General features: G+C 70.1%; 14 protein-coding genes and 1 riboswitch. Of the genes, 9 read left to right on the forward strand and 5 right to left on the reverse strand.

Annotation, left to right across the window (positions count from 1 at the left end; all coding sequences use genetic code 11):
* Positions 1-152 precede the first annotated feature (152 nt).
* The 5 genes from SD455_RS11225 (at position 153) to SD455_RS11245 (ending at position 5471) form a co-directional block, all read left to right on the forward strand.
* On the forward strand, positions 153-587 hold the full coding sequence (locus SD455_RS11225) for a hypothetical protein (protein WP_445508152.1): 435 nt from the start codon (positions 153-155) through the stop codon (positions 585-587).
* 208 nt (positions 588-795) lie between these two features.
* Entirely contained in the window at positions 796-2487 is a 1692-nt protein-coding gene (locus SD455_RS11230) for an alpha-keto acid decarboxylase family protein (RefSeq protein ID WP_445508153.1), read from the forward strand.
* 103 nt (positions 2488-2590) lie between these two features.
* Complete coding sequence (locus tag SD455_RS11235) at positions 2591-3919, forward strand: sensor histidine kinase (protein ID WP_445508154.1); 1329 nt, start codon at positions 2591-2593, stop codon at positions 3917-3919.
* Entirely contained in the window at positions 3910-4575 is a 666-nt protein-coding gene (locus SD455_RS11240) for a response regulator transcription factor (RefSeq protein WP_070158972.1), read from the forward strand. Before SD455_RS11235 ends, SD455_RS11240 begins: the two co-directional genes overlap by 10 nt.
* Positions 4572-5471, forward strand: coding sequence for a hypothetical protein (locus SD455_RS11245; RefSeq protein ID WP_445508155.1), 900 nt, complete (start codon positions 4572-4574; stop codon positions 5469-5471). The genes SD455_RS11240 and SD455_RS11245 overlap by 4 nt, the downstream gene beginning before the upstream one ends.
* Positions 5472-5589: 118 nt before the next feature.
* On the opposite strand, the gene metE is transcribed toward SD455_RS11245, so the two are convergent.
* From metE to SD455_RS11260, 3 genes are all read right to left on the reverse strand, one after another.
* On the reverse strand, positions 5590-8034 hold the full coding sequence (gene metE / locus SD455_RS11250) for a 5-methyltetrahydropteroyltriglutamate--homocysteine S-methyltransferase (protein WP_445508156.1): 2445 nt from the start codon (positions 8032-8034) through the stop codon (positions 5590-5592).
* 180 nt (positions 8035-8214) lie between these two features.
* Positions 8215-9219, reverse strand: coding sequence for a methylenetetrahydrofolate reductase (locus SD455_RS11255; RefSeq protein WP_445508157.1), 1005 nt, complete (start codon positions 9217-9219; stop codon positions 8215-8217).
* A gap of 62 nt (positions 9220-9281) precedes the next feature.
* A riboswitch (SAM riboswitch) is annotated at positions 9282-9421 on the reverse strand.
* A 168-nt stretch (positions 9422-9589) separates the two neighbouring features.
* Positions 9590-9877, reverse strand: coding sequence for a helix-turn-helix transcriptional regulator (locus SD455_RS11260; protein WP_070158390.1), 288 nt, complete (start codon positions 9875-9877; stop codon positions 9590-9592).
* 123 nt (positions 9878-10000) lie between these two features.
* Between SD455_RS11260 and SD455_RS11265 the strand changes: the two genes are divergently transcribed.
* The 4 genes from SD455_RS11265 to SD455_RS11280 are packed head-to-tail and all read left to right on the forward strand — an operon-like array spanning position 10001 to position 12501.
* Positions 10001-10933, forward strand: coding sequence for a sodium-dependent bicarbonate transport family permease (locus SD455_RS11265; protein WP_070158391.1), 933 nt, complete (start codon positions 10001-10003; stop codon positions 10931-10933).
* A 10-nt stretch (positions 10934-10943) separates the two neighbouring features.
* Positions 10944-11246 (forward strand): P-II family nitrogen regulator, encoded by a 303-nt coding sequence (locus tag SD455_RS11270; RefSeq protein WP_070158392.1) that lies wholly within the window; start codon positions 10944-10946, stop codon positions 11244-11246.
* A gap of 26 nt (positions 11247-11272) precedes the next feature.
* Complete coding sequence (locus SD455_RS11275; protein ID WP_445508158.1) at positions 11273-11935, forward strand: thermonuclease family protein; 663 nt, start codon at positions 11273-11275, stop codon at positions 11933-11935.
* Between the two features lie 35 nt (positions 11936-11970).
* Complete coding sequence (locus SD455_RS11280) at positions 11971-12501, forward strand: LytR C-terminal domain-containing protein (RefSeq protein WP_070158394.1); 531 nt, start codon at positions 11971-11973, stop codon at positions 12499-12501.
* Positions 12502-12612: 111 nt separating this feature from the next.
* Here SD455_RS11280 and SD455_RS11285 read toward each other — a convergent pair whose 3' ends face one another.
* Together SD455_RS11285 and SD455_RS11290 are read right to left on the reverse strand one after the other, a co-directional pair.
* Positions 12613-12981 (reverse strand): hypothetical protein, encoded by a 369-nt coding sequence (locus SD455_RS11285; protein ID WP_070158395.1) that lies wholly within the window; start codon positions 12979-12981, stop codon positions 12613-12615.
* 102 nt (positions 12982-13083) lie between these two features.
* Positions 13084-13986 carry a hypothetical protein gene (locus tag SD455_RS11290; RefSeq protein ID WP_070158396.1) on the reverse strand — a complete coding sequence of 301 codons (903 nt, stop codon included), beginning with the start codon at positions 13984-13986 and terminating at the stop codon, positions 13084-13086.
* Positions 13987-14057: the final 71 nt, after the last annotated feature.

The raw sequence follows: 14057 nt of genomic DNA on the forward strand, positions 1-14057 counted from the left end.
AGCATGTGCAGGCCCCTACATCCCCGCTATATCAACGATCCCCGGCCGCGCTGTACACACATTTTGGCCTATAACCCAGGACCTCGTCCAGGACCTCATCCCCGCTGCTGGAGATCTGCCGCAGTCCGGCGGGCCAAGGAGTGCTCACTGGAGTGAGCGGACTCGTGCCCGTCCGTCGCTATCCACGCTGGCTGCGTGGCACGCTCGTCTGGGCCCCGACCCTGCTCGTCGCCGCCGCCGGATTCGCCCCCGATCGGGTCCAGCAGGCCGCCCGCGCCGCCGGCGTGGACCTGGATCAGGAGACCGGGGACTCCGCTGATGAACCCGCTGGTGACCCCATTGAAGACGGGGGTGACGAGGGTTCGGGCGAAGGCGCCGCGCCCCTGCCGGCTCGTCTGGGCCTCGGCCTCCTCTGTGGGGCCGCCACCTACGGTGTCATGCGGATCAGCCTGTGGTCCGACACGGCCCTCGAGTCGGCTCTGCGAAAGGCTCACGTCCCCGCTCCTCGCCTGGTCATGGCCGCAGCCGGCGGCGTGGCCGCCTGGGGTCTGGCGGAGCGGGAACGGCGTCAGGCAGGCGCCGCCTGAGGCGACCGGCGGTCCACTGCGGAGGGGCACACCGCCTCACGTCGGGCCCCTCGCCCTGGTGCTGAGCGGGCCGATTCCCTGAGACACGGGTCTGTCGCCTAACGTTTCCGTACAGGGAAGGAACGCGCCCCGTGATCCGGGGCGCCCTCACCACCACCGATCTGCGGCCGCCCACAAGGCGCGCCGCCCCTCACGGAAGGCGAACCCCATGCCCGACACCCGGTCCACCCCGAACGTCCCCACACCGCCCGGCTACACGATCGGGGACTACCTGCTCGACCGTCTCGCCGAACTGGGCCTCACCGAGCTCTTCGGCGTCCCCGGCGACTTCAACCTCAGGTTCCTCGACCACGTGGTCGCCCACGAGACCATCCGCTGGGTGGGCTCCGCCAATGAGCTCAACGCCGGCTACACCGCCGACGGCTACGCCCGCATCCGCGGCATCGGCGCCTTCCTGACCACCTACGGGGTCGGCGAGCTCTCCGCCATCAACGCCCTGGCCGGGTCCTACGCGGAGTCCGTGCCGGTGGTCCAGATCGTCGGCGCCCCGCCCAAGGAGACCCAGGCCTCGGGCCGGAAGATCCACCACTCGCTGGGTGACGGCGACTTCAAGCACTTCCTCCGCATGGCCGAGGAGGTGACCTGCGCGCACGCGGACCTCGACGCCGCCACCGCCACCTGGGAGATCGACCGGGTGCTGCGCGACGTCGTCTTCCGCCGCCGCCCCGGCTACCTCATGCTGGCCGCCGACGTCGCCGAGGTCCCTGCCTTTCCGCCCACCGAACCGCTGACCACCGACCTGCCGGTGACCACGCCCGGGGCGGAGGCTGCCTTCGAGGAGGCCCTGCGTCGGTTCCTGCCCGGTCGCCGCACCGCCGTGCTCGCTGACCTGCTGGTCCACCGCCTCGGCGCCACCGAGGAGCTCGCCAGCTTCCTGGGGGACACCGACCTGCCCTTCGCCACGCTGGCCTGGGGCAAGACCCTGGTGGACGAGTCGGATGAGAACTTCGTGGGCATCTACGCCGGCGCTGCCTCCCAGGACCGTGTCCGCGACGTCATCGAAGGTGCCGAAGCGCTGATCACCCTCGGCGTGGAGTACACCGACAACACCACTGCCGGGTTCTCCATGGACCTGGACCCCGCCCGGATGGTCGACGTCACCCGCTTCGGCGCCCGCGTCGGTGACGAGCTGTTCACCCCCATCTCCCTGGAGCGGGCGCTCGCCGTGGTGCACCGGGTGGTGGTCGACCTCGACGACGTCGTCCCCATGCCCGCCGCGCAGGCGCCCGAGCCGGAGGCCCCGCGCCACCCGGCCGAGGGCCCGCTCACCCAGAACGGAATGTGGGAGATCCTGGCCTCCCAGCTGGAGTCGGAGAACATCGTGGCCGCCGACCAGGGCACCAGCTACTTCGGCATGGCCACCCACCGGTTCCCGGCGAAGTCCACCTTCATCGGCCAGCCCATGTGGGGCTCCATCGGGTACACCCTGCCTGCCATCCTCGGGGCAGGCCTGGCCGACCGCAGCCGCCGGCCCATGCTCCTGATCGGCGACGGCTCCGCCCAGCTGACCATCCAGGAGATGGGCGTGATCATCCGGGAGAAGCTGCCGGCTGTGATCGTGCTGGTCAACAACGACGGCTACACCGTGGAGCGCGCCATCCACGGCCCCGATGAGGTCTACAACGACATCGCCCCCTGGCGGTGGGAGCTGGTGCCGCAGCTCTTCGGCGCCGCGGAGGAGGACCACCTCTTCCGCAGGGCCACCACCGAGGCCGAGCTGCTGCAGGCCTGCCAGGACGCCATGGAGAACCGCGACAAGCTGGTGTTCATCGAGGCCGTGACGCACCGTGACGACATCCCGCAGCTGCTGGAGGACGTGGCCAACGCCCTGAAGCGCTGACTCTGGCCCGCCATGATGCCCGGTCCGGGTGCAGTTTTCTGCACCAGGACCGGGCAGCTGCCCGGCTCGCCGTCCCCGCCCAGGCCGCTTAGGCTCGAAGATGATGACGACGACACCGCAGCCCCAGGCCAGCGCGGCGCCCGACGACGGCGTCCGGCTCAGCCTGCGGGCTCGGCTGGAGCGGATGGTCACGGAGCTGATCTCCCTGACCACCGGGTGGCTGGTCTGGATGCTGCCGATGACGGTGTTCCTGCTGCTGTGGCGGTCCCTGGCCTCCAGCCCCGGAGCGGCCGACCCCGGCCTCCTGGGCGGCATCGACTGGCGGCCCCTGGCGGCTCGCGTAGTGGCCACCGTCACGGTCATGGTCGTGGCCCTCCCGGCGGCGGCGCGCATCGCGGATCAGCTCCAGGTCTCTCGAGCCACCCACCTGCTGGGGGAGACGCTGAATCCGCCGCCGACCCCAGACGGTCTGCCCTGGTGGCGCTGCCTGATCATCCGGAAGAACGACCGGACCAAGCCGGGCATGCTCGGCCGGTCCCTGGGCGGTGCCGTCGTCTCCAGCCTGCTGGCCGTCGTCGCGGTGCTCTCCACGGTGACGGCGACGGTGCTCCTGCTTCTGGCCCTCACCGGGGACCGGCTGCTCTCGCGCTCCACCCTCTTCGGCGATATGGCCGGCCTGCTGCTCGGACTGCTGGCCGCGGCCACGCTGATCGCCTCCCCGTGGATCATCCATGGCCTGAGCGAGCTGGATCGGCGCCTGCTGCGCACCTTCTACGGCACCGACGAGGCCGCCCAGCTGCAGGCCCGCATCCGACGTGCCGATCAGGCACGCTCCGACGCAGTGGACGCCGCCGATGCCGAACGACGCCGGATCGAACGCAACCTCCACGACGGCGCCCAGCAGCGGCTGACCGCGCTCGCCGTGGACCTGGGCCTCTCTCGCCGCATCCATGCCGAAGACCCCGAGGAGCTGCGCGAGACGCTCGTCCGCGCCCAGGGCGAGGTGACCTCGGCCCTGCAGGAGATCCGGGATCTGGTGCGCGGGCTGCACCCGGCGGTGCTGGAGGACCGCGGGCTCGACGCCGCCGTCTCCGGGCTGGCCGATCGCGCGCCCTTCCCCGTCGCGGTGGAGGTCGACGTCGCTCCGCGCCCGGCCGTGAGCGTCGAGGCCGTGGCGTACTTCGTCGTGGCCGAGGCCCTGAACAACGCGATGCGCCACGCCGCAGCGGGCCGGGGGCAGATCACCATCCTCCGTGAGGTGGACGAGCTGCGGGTCGCAGTCGAAGACGACGGCGCCGGGGGTGCGGATCCGGAGTCCGGCACAGGGCTGACCGGGCTGCGCCGCCGCGTCAATGCGGTCAACGGACGACTGGAGATCCGCAGTCCTCAGGGCGGCGGAACCACGGTGACGGCGGTGCTGCCATGCGGGTGATCATCGCGGAGGACTCGGTGCTGCTGCGGGAAGGGCTGGTGCGCCTGCTGACCCACGACGGCATCGACGTCGCGGCCGCCGTCGGGGACGCCCACGCCCTGCTGGAAGCCGTGGCCGCGCACCGGCCCGATCTGGTGATCGTGGATGTGCGCATGCCGCCCACCCACACCGATGAAGGCATCCGGGCCGCTCTGCAGCTGCGCCGGGAGGACCCCGCTCTGGCGGTGGTGGTGCTGTCCCAGTACGTGGAGGAGCGCTATGCGGTGGATCTGCTCACCGGGGAGACCCGCGGCGTCGCCTACCTGCTGAAGGACCGGGTGGCCGACGTCGACGAGTTCCTGCGGACGGTGCACACCGTGGCCGACGGCGGCACGATCCTGGACCCGGAGGTGGTCTCCCAGCTGCTGACCCGCCGGGCCGGGCGCGACGGCATCGACCTGCTGACCCGCCGTGAACGGGAGGTGCTCGGACTCATGGCCGAGGGGCGCTCCAACGCCGGGATCGCCGCCACGCTGCACCTGAGCGACTCGGCGGTGTCCAAGCACATCAACGCCATCTTCTCCACGCTGGACATCCCGCCGGCGAGCACTGACAACCGACGGGTCCTGGCCGTGCTGACGTACCTGTCCTCCGGCGCGGAGAGCGGACCCTCATGAGCTCGACGACCGACCGGCCATGGCCGCGCAGGCTGTGGGGCGGGATCGGCGCGGTCCTCACCGCGGTGGTGCTGGCCGCCTGTGTGAACCCGTCTCTGGCGGCGATCCTCCAGATGACCTGGCTGGCCGGCGGCCGCGAGCCGGAGCAGATCCAACGCACTCTCGGTGATCCGCAGGATGCGATCTGGTACACCGGCGAGGCGCTGCAGATGACGTTCTCCGGGCAGGACCGTGACGGCATGGAGCTGACAGAGAACCTCCACCGGGTGCCCGGAGACCCTTTCACCGAGGTCACCCAGCTCGACGGCGCCACCGCCGTGACCACCCGGTGCGCCCCGGACTGCGGGACCCTGGTCGATCAGGAGCTGCTGATCCCGCGCGAACCGGACCTGAGTGTGGTCTCCGCCGAGGGCAGGTACTACACCGTCCAGCACCTGGAAGGCGACCTCGACCTGTGGCTGACCGGAGGAGACCTCGCCGAGGTCACCGTGGTGGGGGAGCCCGACTACGTGGCCGGCCAGGTCATGCTGTTCGGGATCCAGGGTGACGTCGATGTCCGGACTCTCCAGTCCGAGGTGTACGCCGAAGAGCTGAGCGGCCAGGTCGTCGCTGTGCAGACGGGGGTCGGATCATTGGACCTGACCCACACCGCGCTGCCGGCGTCCCTGGAGGTCAGCACCGGCCGGGGGGACATCAGCATCACCCTGCCGGCCCAGGAGGATCCGTGGCGGTGCACGGTGGAGACCGAGGCGTCGGGGGAGGTCGACGTCGACCTCGGAGAGGAGACTGCCGACAGGGAGGATGACGACGAGGTGCCCTGCCGGATCGCCCTGCGTACCGGAGACGGCGACGTCACCCTCACCAGCGCGCCGCCGAAGCCGTGGGAGCGGGACTGACCGCGGCTCGGAGCCCCGGAGCCTGCGCACGACGACGACGGCGGGCCGGTGTCCGCAGAGCCGAGCTCCGCGGACACCGGCCCGCCGCCGTCGTGATCCTGACCTCACCGCCGGGGCGTCATACCCCCGCCGGGACCCGGGCCAGCTCGGCGCGCACCACCGCGGTGGCGTTGACCAGGTGGCGCAGCGAGGCCTCCGTCTCCTCCCAGCCGCGGGTCTTCAGGCCGCAGTCCGGGTTGGACCACACGATCTGCGGGTCCAGCACCTCAGCGGCCAGCCGCAGCCGTTCGATGAGCTCGTCCACGCTGGGCACCCGCGGGGAGTGGATGTCCCACACGCCCGGGCCGATGCCGCGGGAGAAGCCGTGCTCCGCCAGGGCGGTGACCACCTCGAAGCCGGACCGGGAGGCCTCCAGGGTGGTGACGTCGGCGTCGAGGGCGTCGATCGCGTCGATGACGGTCTCGAACTCCGAGTAGCACAGGTGGGTGTGCAACTGGGTGTCCGGCTTCGCCGCGGAGGTCGCCAGTCGGAAGGACTCCACCGACCAGCGCAGATATTCGGGTCGCTGGGCGATCTGCAGCGGCAGCAGCTCCCGCAGTGCCGGCTCATCCACCTGGATGATCCGGGTCCCGGCGGCCTGCAGGTCCTCCACCTCGTCCCGCAGGGCCAGGGCGATCTGGTCGGCGGTGGCGGCCAGCGGCTGGTCATCCCGCACGAAGGACCAGGCCAGGATCGTGACCGGGCCGGTCAGCATGCCCTTGACGGGCCGACGGGTCAGCGAGGCGGCGTAGCGGGTCCACTCCACGGTGATCGGGGCGGGACGGTGCACGTCGCCGAAGAGGATCGGCGGTCGCAGGCAGCGGGAGCCGTAGGACTGCACCCAGCCGTGGGCGGTGGTGATGAACCCCTCCAGGTTCTCCGCGAAGTACTGGACCATGTCGTTGCGCTCCGCCTCGCCATGCACCAGCACGTCCAGACCCAGGTCCTCCTGGCGGCGGATGCAGTCGGCGATCTGCCCGCGGATGGCCTGCTCGTATCCCTGCTGGTCGAGGGCGCCGCGTCGGTGGGCGGCCCGCACTCGGCGGATCTCGGCGGTCTGCGGGAACGAGCCGATCGTGGTGGTCGGCAGCGGTGGCAGATCCAGAGCCGCCTGTTGGGCGGCCCGCCGGTGTTCGGCGGCGGCCCGCCGACGATCCTGGGGCAGCACCTCGTCCAGACGACGGCGCACCGCCTCCACCCGGACCTGCGGGTGCTGCTCTCGGAGCCTGCGACGCGAGGCGTCGTCGGCACGCAGGCCCTCCAGAGCGTCTGGGCCTTCGGAGAGGTGACCGGTCAGCGCCAGCACCTCACCGACCTTCTGGTCCGCGAAGGCGAGCCACCCGGCCACCTGCGGGTCCAGCTGCGCCTCTCGGGCGGCGTCGTGGGGGACATGCAGCAACGACGTGGAGCTGCTCACCGTCAGCGGACCCTCGTGCCGCGTCCGCAGCTGGTCCAGCAGCCCGGCGGCTCGGGCCACATCGGTGCGCCACACGTTCAGTCCGCCGACGACGCCGGCGGCCACAGTCCGTCCGGTCAGCGGCTCCAGGGCCTGCTCCGGGGGGAGCACGCCACGTTCGAGGTCGAGGCCCACCGCCTCGACGCCGGCTGCGCCGAGGGCTGCCAGGGCGTCGTCGCCGGCGGTGCCGTAGCTCACCGGCACGAACAGGGCCGGGCGTTCCGTGAGCCCCGCGAACGCGGTGTAGGCGGTGCGCAGGCCGGTGACGATCTGCTCCCGCGGGAGGTCCCAGCCGTCGGAGGCCAGCGCGGGCTCCTCCAGCTGCACCCAGGCCGCGCCGGCGTCATGGAGGGCGCGGAGCAGGGTGGAGTAGGCGGTCACCAGCTCGTCGAGCCGGTCGAACCGCGATGCCTGCGGGACGGTTCCGCCGTCGCCCGCTGTGCCGTCCGGGGCCTGGCTCTCCGCGCCGACGGCCTTGGCCAGCAGCAGGAAGCTCACCGGGCCCAGCAGGGTGGGCCGGGGGAGGGATCCGCCGGCGGTCTCTGCGGCCAGATCGCGGAAGGTGCGGTAGCGCTCGGCGACGGCGTCCGGCTGAGGGGAGAAGGCGACGTCTGGCTCGATCTCCGGCACGTAGTAGTGATAGTTGGTGTCGAACCACTTGGTCAGCTCCAGCGGCTCCACCGTGGAGGTGCCGCGGGCCAGCGCGGAGACCAGGGCCAGGCCCTCGCCGGAATCCGGGGAGGCGGCGGAGAACCCGGCCTCGCGGAAGCGCCGCGGCACCAGGCCGAGCAGCATCGAGGCGTCCAGGACCTGATCGATCACGGCGCCGTCGGCCGGGATCGCCGAGTCCGCCTCCAGGCCCAGGCCTGCCAGATGGCCCAGGGTACGGGAGCGGTGAGCCCGGATCGCCTCCTGCAGGGCGTCGACGTCTCCGCCGCGCCAATGGGCCTCCAGCGCCTTCTTGATCTCCCGGTTCGGTCCGATGCGCGGGTAGCCGAGCACGGTCGCCGGAAGGGCGGGAACCTGAGCGGGCGGCTGGTCCTCGGGGCGGGCAGGGGTGGTGGTCATGATGTCTCCTCTGTCATGTGTGTCAGATGTGTCTGGGGTCAGATGCAGGTGATGGACGGATCGCAGGGGCCCGGGCGGTTCGTTCCGGGCGAGGCCGCAGGGCGCACCAGGACAGCCGACCGCGACGCGGTCCGCAGGAATGACGGGTCCCTGTCAGGCAGGGAGCAGTGTGCTCCGGCGTCAGGGCAGCTCGGGTAGGACCCGCTGCTGACGTGCGGCGTCTCGGATCCTCAGGTGATCGAGGATCGCCAGGGCGGCCGGGTGCTGGTTGAAGGTGAACAGGTGCAGGCCGGGACATCCGAGCTCGAGGACCGCGTCGATCAGGTTCAGCGTGGCGGCCACCCCGCGGCGCCGTCGCTCGGCGGGGTCGGCGACGTCGAGGTAGTCGAGCAGGTGCTGCGGCACCGGAACTCCCGAGATCTCCTCCAGGCGTCGCAGCCGCTTGGGGCTGGTCAGCGGGGCCAGCCCGGCGACCACCGGCAGGTGGATGCCCTGGGATCGGGCGTCGTCCACCAGGCGGGCGTAGTCCTCGGGGTCATAGAACACCTGGGTGATGGCGTAGTCGGCGCCGGCCTCCTGCTTCTCCCACAGTGCGCACAGGTCCGCCTCGTGGTCCCGGTCCGTGCCGGAGGGCGGATAGGCGGCCACTGAGATGGACACCGGGCGGGCGCCGGGCCCCTCGGGTGGGTCGAGGCGCTCCTGCTCCACCTCCCTGACCAGACGCACCACCTCGGCGGCGCGGTTCAGGCCTGCGGGCTGGTGGATCCACTCCCGGCCACCGCCCGGTGGGTCCCCACGCAGGGCCAGGACGTCCCGGACGCCGAGGTCCAGCAGCTGCTCCACTGCCCGGCGCACCTGGGCAGGAGATCTTCCGGCGCTGATGAGGTGCGCCATCACGGGGGAGGGAGTGCTCCGGAGCAGGTGCCGGATGACCTCCAGATTGGCCCCCTCGGGCTGGTTGTGGCCATGGGTGACGGAGAAGTAGTCCGGACCGGCCTCGGCCAGCAGCTCGATGCTGCGCCAGGGGTCGCGGCCGGCGGTGGCGGGACGCGGCGGGAAGACCTCGAAAGAGATCAGCGACCGGCGTCGGGTGCGCTGCACCAGGTAGGAGGTGTGCGGCGTGTGGTCGTCAGAATCCAGGGCGTGCTGAGGCAGAGTGCCGGCGGACGGCACAGATGGTGTCATGGAGGGTCCTCCGTGTGGGGCGTTCATCATCGTTCATGAGGCGCCACAGGGAGGCTTCCCCTGCGCCGTGCTTGCCGCTGAAGATAAATCCATCTCAGTGAATACGAGCTTCGCGGCCGGATCGTCATCTGGGGCACCCCGTCACGCGGGAAAGGGTTGCCGACCGGCCAAGCCAGAGCCTGTGTGACCGGTTCTCGTGATCCTTCGGTGTTCTTCTCTGCCACGACGCTAACACGGCCGGGCATGCGAGAGAAGGGCCGACGTCATGGATGACGCTATATGAACATAATGAACACGCGGCGCCGACGTGGGGTGTGCCGCAGGGTGTGAGGCGTGTCCACGCGCCTCGTGGGGCGGTGCATCGACCGTGTCATGCAGGAGGGTCGCCGAGCGTGGCGAGGAGCTCTCCGATGCTGTGGTGGCGCTCGAGGGGGTGTCGAAGGGGCCGGTCGCGATGGATTCGATATCGATTGCGGCGACCTTCGCGCTCCTTGTCGACGTATCCGTCGGCGATCAGATCCGCCAGGATCCGCTGGGCGGCGCGCTCGGTGATCCCGACCTTCCGGGCGATCTCCCGGACGAGCATGCCGGGCTCTCTGGCGACGCAGAGGATGACATGGGCGTGGTTGGTGAGGAAGGTCCACTCTGAATCCGGCACGGGGTCAGTATAGATCCAGGGTGACAGAACAAGCACGAAACAAAAGTCGTGTATTGTGTGTCAGCAATGCGGTCGCCGCCTGGTGGCCCCGTCGTGCAGGACCCTCCCGGAAGGACCCGCCGCATGCTCGACCCGGTCATCCTCTTCTTCGTCCTCGGCATCGCGGCCGGACTGCTGCGTTCCGAGCTGCGGCTGCCTGCCGCCGTCTATGAGCTGGTGACCATCGTGCTGCTGCTGGCCATCGGGCTCAAAGGGGGCGTGGAGCTGGCGAAGCAGCCCCTGGGTGAGCTGCTGCCGCAGATGGTCGGAGTGGTGGCCATGGGGTTCCTCCTCGCCCTCGCCGCGTTCCCTGTGCTCCGCCTCCTGGGACGGCTGGCTCGCGTGGATGCTGCGTCGATCGCCGCGCACTATGGCTCAGTGAGCGTCGGCACCTACGCTGTGGCCGTTGCCTATCTCGGCAGTCGCGGTGTGCCTTTCGAAGAACATATGCCGTTGCTGCTGGTCCTTCTGGAGGTGCCGGCGATCCTCGTCGGGATCGTGCTCGCCAGGGGTGTCAGCCGGTCCACACGCTGGGGCTCGGTGATGCACGAGGTGTTCCTGGGCAAGGGCATCGTGCTCCTGCTAGGGGGTCTGCTCATCGGCTGGGCCGCCGGGCCTGAGGGCGTCGTTCCGCTCGAGCCTCTGTTCATGGACCTCTTCAAGGGGGTTCTGGCATTGTTCCTCCTGGAGATGGGGCTCATCACAGCAGGCCAGGTAGGAGGGCTCCGGAGACATGGGGTGTTTCTGGGCGCATTCGCCATCGGTATGCCGCTGTTCTCCGCAGTGGTGGGCACGGGAACAGCCATGCTGCTGGGCCTCTCCCTCGGGGGCACGGTGGTGCTGGCGACGCTGGCTGCCAGCGCGTCCTACATCGCGGTCCCGGCCGCCATGCGCATCTCCGTGCCGGAGGCGAATCCGACGCTGTCCTTGGCCGCCGCCCTGGGCATCACTTTTCCGTTCAACGTCCTGATCGGCATACCCATCTACCACGCCATGGCCACCTGGGTGCATGGCTAGGAGCAGGCTCATGGAACCGCACGCGCGCAAACTGCTGACCATCGTCACCGAGGCGGCCCTGGAGGGAAAGATCCTGCGTGATCTGGAGCAGCTCGGCACTCGTGGGCATACGATCACCGACGCCCGGGGAAAGGGCCGCCGAGGAGTGCGCGATGCAGGCTGGGAGGCCAGCGCGAACATCCGCGTGGAGGTCGTCTGTGACGCGGGCACCGCTCAGGCGGTCTCTGCGTATCTGCGGGAGCACTACTACCGGGATTACGCGATGACCGTGTGGGTCATCGATGTCGAGGTGCTGCGTCCCGAGAAGTTCTGACCTCGGTTCCGCCTAGGCTGATATGCATGCCTGACCAGTACCTGAAGAACGAGATGCGCCGGAATGTGCGGAAATCGATGCGCCGGTCGCTGCACACTGCTTCCAGGAGCGCCGGAGGCGGCAGGTCGCTCAGACGCCGTCGCAGCGGCAGTCAGGGACTGCTGTGGTGGTTGCTCGGGCTCGTGCTGGTGGTCCTCCTCGGCGCGCTGATCAGCTGGATCCAGAGCCCGGGAGAAGGTGCCGCCCCGTCGCCGTCGGAGGACGGTGAAGACGCCACCCTCGTGCGCGTGGTCGACGGCGATACGCTCGTCGTGGAGCTGGACGGAGAGGAGGAGCGGGTTCGGCTCCTGAACATCGACACCCCGGAGTCGGTGCACCCTCACCAGCCGGTCGAATGTCTGGGTCCGGAGTCCTCGGCGCATATGGAGTCACTGGTCGCCCCGGGGGATCCCGTCATCCTGGAGTTCGACCAGGAGCGCACCGACCGGTATGACCGCCTGCTCGCCGGAGTATGGGCCGACGACGTGCTGCTGAACGTCCAGATGGCCCGGGACGGCTTCGGGGTTCCGGTCCACTATCCTCCCAACGACCGCTTCCTCGGCCCCGTGGAAGAGGCCTGGGCTCAGGCGGAGGAGGACGGCGTCGGGCTCTTCGCCGAGGATCTGGACTGCGAGCCAGCGCTGCCCTGAGGCCTTCGGCCGCTCGGCGGAAATAGGATGGAGGCATGAGCAGCTCCCCGACGTCGGCGACCCGGCGGCAGAAGATCGTCGTGGCGACCGGCACCATCGGCGTCCTGGGTGCCGTCACCGCTGGCAGCTGGCTCATGATCGACGGCACCATCGACGTCGCGATCGTCGGTGGGGGCGCCATTCCGGCCGGGGAGGACTGCCCCAGCCGCACCTTGTCGCCCGTGGTTCCCGAACGGGTGCCGGTGGAGGTGCTCAACTCCACCAACGAGCCAGGGCTCGCCGGTGACGTCGCCGACGAGCTGGCAGACCGGGACTTCCGAGTGGAATCCGTGGACAACGACTATTTCGCCGACACCGGCTTCGATGTGATCATCCGCGCCGGTGAGCGAGGGCTGCGCCAGGCCTATACCGTGCAGCGTCACATCCCCGGGGCTCTGGTGGACGTCGATGGCCGTGACGACTTCACGGTGGATGTGGTCCTCGGTTCGGAGTTCGCCGGCCTCCTGGACGTCGAGGAGATCGAGATGGAGCCCGGTCAGTTGGACTGCACCGGCTCCGGAGGGTGACCTGGGATCGACCGGATCAGACGGTGATCGACGGCATGAGACGACGATGGGCCGCCCCGAGGCGTTCGGGGCGGCCCATCGGCTGTCCGCACGGCGACGGTGCGGGGAGGCTCAGGCCTCGGCGTCCTTCCAGCGGCGTGCGCGGATGAACGAACGCACACCGGCGATGATGTAGACGATCAGCAGCACGAAGGTGATGGTGCTGACGATGACGGCGGCGGGGCGCTCGGCCTCGCCGGCGAACAGCTCGCCCAGCTGCATCACGTTCATCGAGGTGCCGATGACGCCGAGCAGCGCCACCACCAGGGCGATGTGGATGCCGATCTTCGCGTTCTTGAAGCCGATGAGACCGCTGATCAGCAGCACGACGCCGAGGATCGCGGGGATCAAGGCGGTCCAGCTGGCGAATGAGGTGGCGATGTAGGCGATGATGCCGAGCAGGATCAGGATCCCGCCCAGGCCGACGGTGATGCGGGGCATGGCGCTCCTTGGGGTCGGTGGAGATGGATTCTTCTACGCAGTGTAGTAGAACTGAGGGCTCAGTGAGGAGGGCAGAGGCCCTGAGGCCCAGCTCGCCGCGTGTCAGCTCACCTTCGTCCAGGTGCCGCAGGCCTCCGAGTTGACCACGAGCTGTTCGTGGTCGACGAGGGTGATCCGCAGCGGCTCGCCGAACTCGGGATCATCGCGGGGGACGAAACCTGAGTCCAGGGTGTGACCGTCCCCGCGCAGGTCCCGGAAGACGTCCCACCAGCACAGCATCGTGTCCTCATCCCACTCCAGCTCATAGGTTCCGGGCTCCACATGCTCGCCGACGACGTGCATGCCGGTGCCGAACTCGTCGGCAGGCCGCTCCGGGAAGGTGTCCTCCAGCGGGAGCCAGTCGCCGCAGTCCACCGAGTCGAGGATCTCCCCCTCCTCCAGGACCGCGATCCCGCGGTCGTCGGCCCCGGTGCGCCGCACGGTGGATTCGCCGACGTCGGCGTAGATGACATAGAAGCAGACCGCGTCCTCCGGGCCCGATCCGGGGTCCTGGCGGTAGGTGCCGGGCAGGATGTCCTCTCCGACGACGAGGCCCTCACCATCGGAGAAGGCCTCGCCGCCGGCGGGAAGGAGATCCTCATGGCCGCTCTTCTCCGGGCGTGCCTCGCCGCCGAGCGGGCCGGTCGCCCGGTCCTCACCGGCGGTGCCGCGGCCATCGCCCTCGTCGGTCGGGGTTCCCCCGTGGGGGTTCGCGGTCAGGATCAGCCCGAGGACGAGCAGGAGCAGCAGCAGGCCCAGCCCGCCGATGACGCCGAGGCCCCAGCGGTACTCCGCGAGGAATCCGCGCGCCGAGGATGCTCGGGCGGCCTCGACCTCGGCGCCGGGCATGGGTGAGGCGGCGGATCCCGGGGAAGCGGGGGAGGCAGCGGAAGCGGAGGAGGCAGGGGAATCTGCAGACTCGGTCGCGTCAGGCGGCACGGGCTCGTCCGGACGCGCTGTGCTCATCGATCGGTGGTCTCCATCCGCTGGATGTGTCGCTGCTGGTGTGCCGCCTGACGTGGGCGTGTCGTCTCGGC

The sequence above is a fragment of the Nesterenkonia sp. K-15-9-6 genome (genome assembly GCF_052656005.1).